The following is a 3,037-nucleotide window of genomic DNA, read 5'->3' on the forward strand; positions in this document are numbered from 1 at the left end:
CCCGCGGGCGGCTTCGTTCCGGCTGTGTGAGGCTGGCGACCCGAGCTCCCGCTGACGCTCGCCTCCCCGTCGACGCACGAGACCGCCGCCCTCGGGAAGCAACTCTCCCCGAGGACGGCGGTCCGTGTGCGGCTCGGTTCCGCGTCAGCCCTGCTGGGCCACGAGGCTCGCCGGGCGGAGGTCGTTCCAGTGGGTCTCGACGTACGCGGTGCACGCCTCGCGGGTGTCCTCACCGAACACGGTCCGCCAACCGGCCGGCACCTCCGCGAAGGAGGGCCACAGCGAGTGCTGGTTCTCGTCGTTGACGAGCACCAGGAAACGGCCCTGCGGGTCCTCGAACGGGTTGGTGGTCATGCGTGGTCACTCCTCAGGGACGTCACGGTGAACAGTTCCGACAGCGGCTGTCGGGGATCGGCTGCCGCGGTGCGCAGCAGGGTCTGGAGTTCGTCGGCGAGCCGGCGTGCCTTGGCGGTGCCGAGCAGGTCGGTCGCGTGGATCAGACCGCAGTGGACCGGCCCGGCACCCTGCGGCTCGTAGAAGCTGAGGGTCAGCTGCGCCCTGGTCGAGCCGGTCGGTACGGCGTCGAGGGAACCGACACCGCCCTCCAGCTGCTCCAGGTCCGCCTGTTCATGGTGGATCACCATGACCTGCGGCCCCTCCTGAGGCAGTCCGGTCGCCCGGACGACCTCCTCGAACGGGACTTCCTGCCGGTCGAGCGCGCCGAGCGTGGTCTCCCGTACGCGGGACAGCAGCTCCGCGAAGGTCGGGTCGCCGGCGGTGTCGGTGCGCAGCACGACCGTGTTGAAGAAGCAGCCCACGAGGTCGGCCAGTTGGTCGTCCGTACGGCCGGCGACCATCGTGCCGATGGGCAGGTCGGTGCCCGCGCCGTGGGCGGTGAGCAGCGCCGCCAGGGCGGAGTGCAGCACCATGAACATGCTGGTGCCGGTCGCCCGGGCCAGGTCGTCCACGGCCGCGTGCAGCTTCTCGTCCAGGACGAAGCCCACATGGTCCGCGCCGGGCGAGGACGAGCGCGGCCCGTCCGCCGGGAGGGCCAGCTCGGCCGGTGCGTCCTTCAACGTCTCGCGCCAGTAGGCGAGCTGCCGGCCGCCCCGGCTGTCCGGGTCGTCCAGGTCGCCCAGGACCTCGCGGGCCCACAGGGCGTAGTCCGCGTACGAGACCGGCAGAGGCTGCCACTCGGGCGCCCTGCCTTCCGTACGTGCCGCGTAGGCCGTCGTCAGGTCACGGAAGAGGGGGACCACCGACCATTCGTCCACTGTCAGGAAGTGCATGGTCAGCAGCAGTGCCTGCTCGCCCGTGGCCGCCGTCACCAGATGGGCCACGAACGGGGCGGTGTGCTCCGGCTGCGGGGATCCGGCGGCCAGCTCGGTCAGCCGCGCCTCCAGGTCCGCGCACTCCTCCAGGAGCAGCGCCGGAGGCCGGGCGGCCCGGTGGTGCAGCGTGCCGTCCTCCTCCGTGAACGCCGTCCGCAGGGGCTCGTGACGGCCCGCCACGTCGGCGAGGGCCGCGGACAGCGCGTCCGCGTCCAGACCGCGCGAGCGCAGCACGAGGGCGTGGTCGAAGCGGGGGGTACGGCCGTACGCGTCCCACTGCCGGCGCTGGACCGGGGCGGCGAGAAGGGGCTCCTGACGGTCCTGCGCCGGGCGCAGCGCCGGGCGGGCCATGGACGCGCCCTTGAGCTTTCCCTCGATGCCGGCGACGGTCAGCGCGTCGAAGACGTCCCGGATGCTCAGCTCGACGCCGAACTCGGCACGGATGCGGCCCAGAAGTCGCATCGATGCCATGGAGTGGCCGCCGAGCGCGAAGAAGTTGTCGTGGATGCCGACCTTCTCCAGCTTGAGGATCTCGCCGAACAGCGCGGCGAGCCTGGCCTGCGTCTCGTTGGCCGGCCGCGTGTCGCCGGTCATCGCGGCCCAGTCCGGCACGGGCAGCGCCTCGCGGTCCAGCTTGCCGTTGGGAGTCAGCGGCAGCGGGCCGTCCAACGGCACGACGAGCGCCGGGACCATGTACTCGGGCAGCTGCCCGGCCACATGGGCGCGCAGCTCCTGCGGGTCCAGGTCGACGGACTCCCCCGCCTCGGGGACGGCGTAGCCGACGAGGCGGACGATGTCGCCGTCGCGGTCGGGGAGTACGGCGGCCTGGGCGACCGCCGGGTGACCGGCGAGGGCCGCCTCGATCTCGCCCAGCTCGATGCGGAAGCCGCGGACCTTCACCTGGGTATCGACGCGCCCGAGGAAGTCGAGGTTGCCGTCCGCGCGCCAGCGGGCGCGGTCACCGGTGCGGTACATCCGGCTGCCGGGCGGGCCGTACGGATCGGCGACGAACCGCTCGGAGGTCAGCGCGGTCTTGCCGAGGTAGCCGCGGGCGAGGCCGCGTCCGGAGACGTACAGCTCGCCGACGACACCCGGCGGGACGGGCCGCAGGTGGTCGTCCAGGACGTAGGCGCGGGTGTTGGGGTCGGGCCGGCCGATCGGCACGCGGCCGGACGGGCGGCCGCCGTGCTCGCGGGAGGGCCACAGCGTGGAGTTGACCGTCGCCTCGGTGAGTCCGTAGGCGCAGATGAGGTGGGCCGTGGCGCCGAACCGCTCGAAGACGTCCGGCGGCACCGTCTCCGTACCGACCAGGACGGTCGAGCCCTCGGGCAGTTCGCAGCCGGGCGGCAGGGCCGACACGAGGGACGGCGGCAGGATCATGTGGGTGATCCGCTGCTCGGCGAGGAAGTCGGTGAGCGCCGGTCCGGCGACCCGTGCCTCGTCGGTGATGAGGACGAGCCGGCCGCCGTGGCAGAGCGCCATCGCCAGTTCGAACGCGAAGACGTCGAAGCCGATCGAGGCGAACTGGAGGACGTGGCTGTCGCTCTCCAGGCCCATCCGGTCCACGGCGGTGGCGACCAGGCTGGAGATGCCCTCGTGCGGGACGACGACACCCTTGGGGCGGCCGGTGGAGCCCGAGGTGTAGATGACGTACGCGGCCTGGTCCAGCAGGACGGGCTCGGTGTCGAGCGCGGTCTCCGGAAGGG

Annotated in this window: 2 protein-coding genes; both read right to left on the reverse strand. The window is 72.7% G+C overall.

Features of this window, described 5'->3' with window-relative positions; genetic code table 11:
* Positions 1–144: 144 nt before the first annotated feature.
* The gene (locus ACFC0D_RS38325; RefSeq protein WP_376446687.1) at positions 145–354 is read right to left on the reverse strand and encodes an MbtH family protein; all 210 of its coding nucleotides are present in this window, start codon (positions 352–354) and stop codon (positions 145–147) included.
* Positions 351–3,037 (reverse strand): amino acid adenylation domain-containing protein (locus ACFC0D_RS38330; RefSeq protein WP_376446690.1); only part of this gene is annotated, 2,687 nt, incomplete at its 5' end. The genes ACFC0D_RS38330 and ACFC0D_RS38325, both read right to left, overlap by 4 nt.

It is taken from the genome of Streptomyces sp. NPDC056222, from assembly GCF_042264065.1.
Taxonomy (GTDB): Bacteria; Actinomycetota; Actinomycetes; order Streptomycetales; family Streptomycetaceae; genus Streptomyces.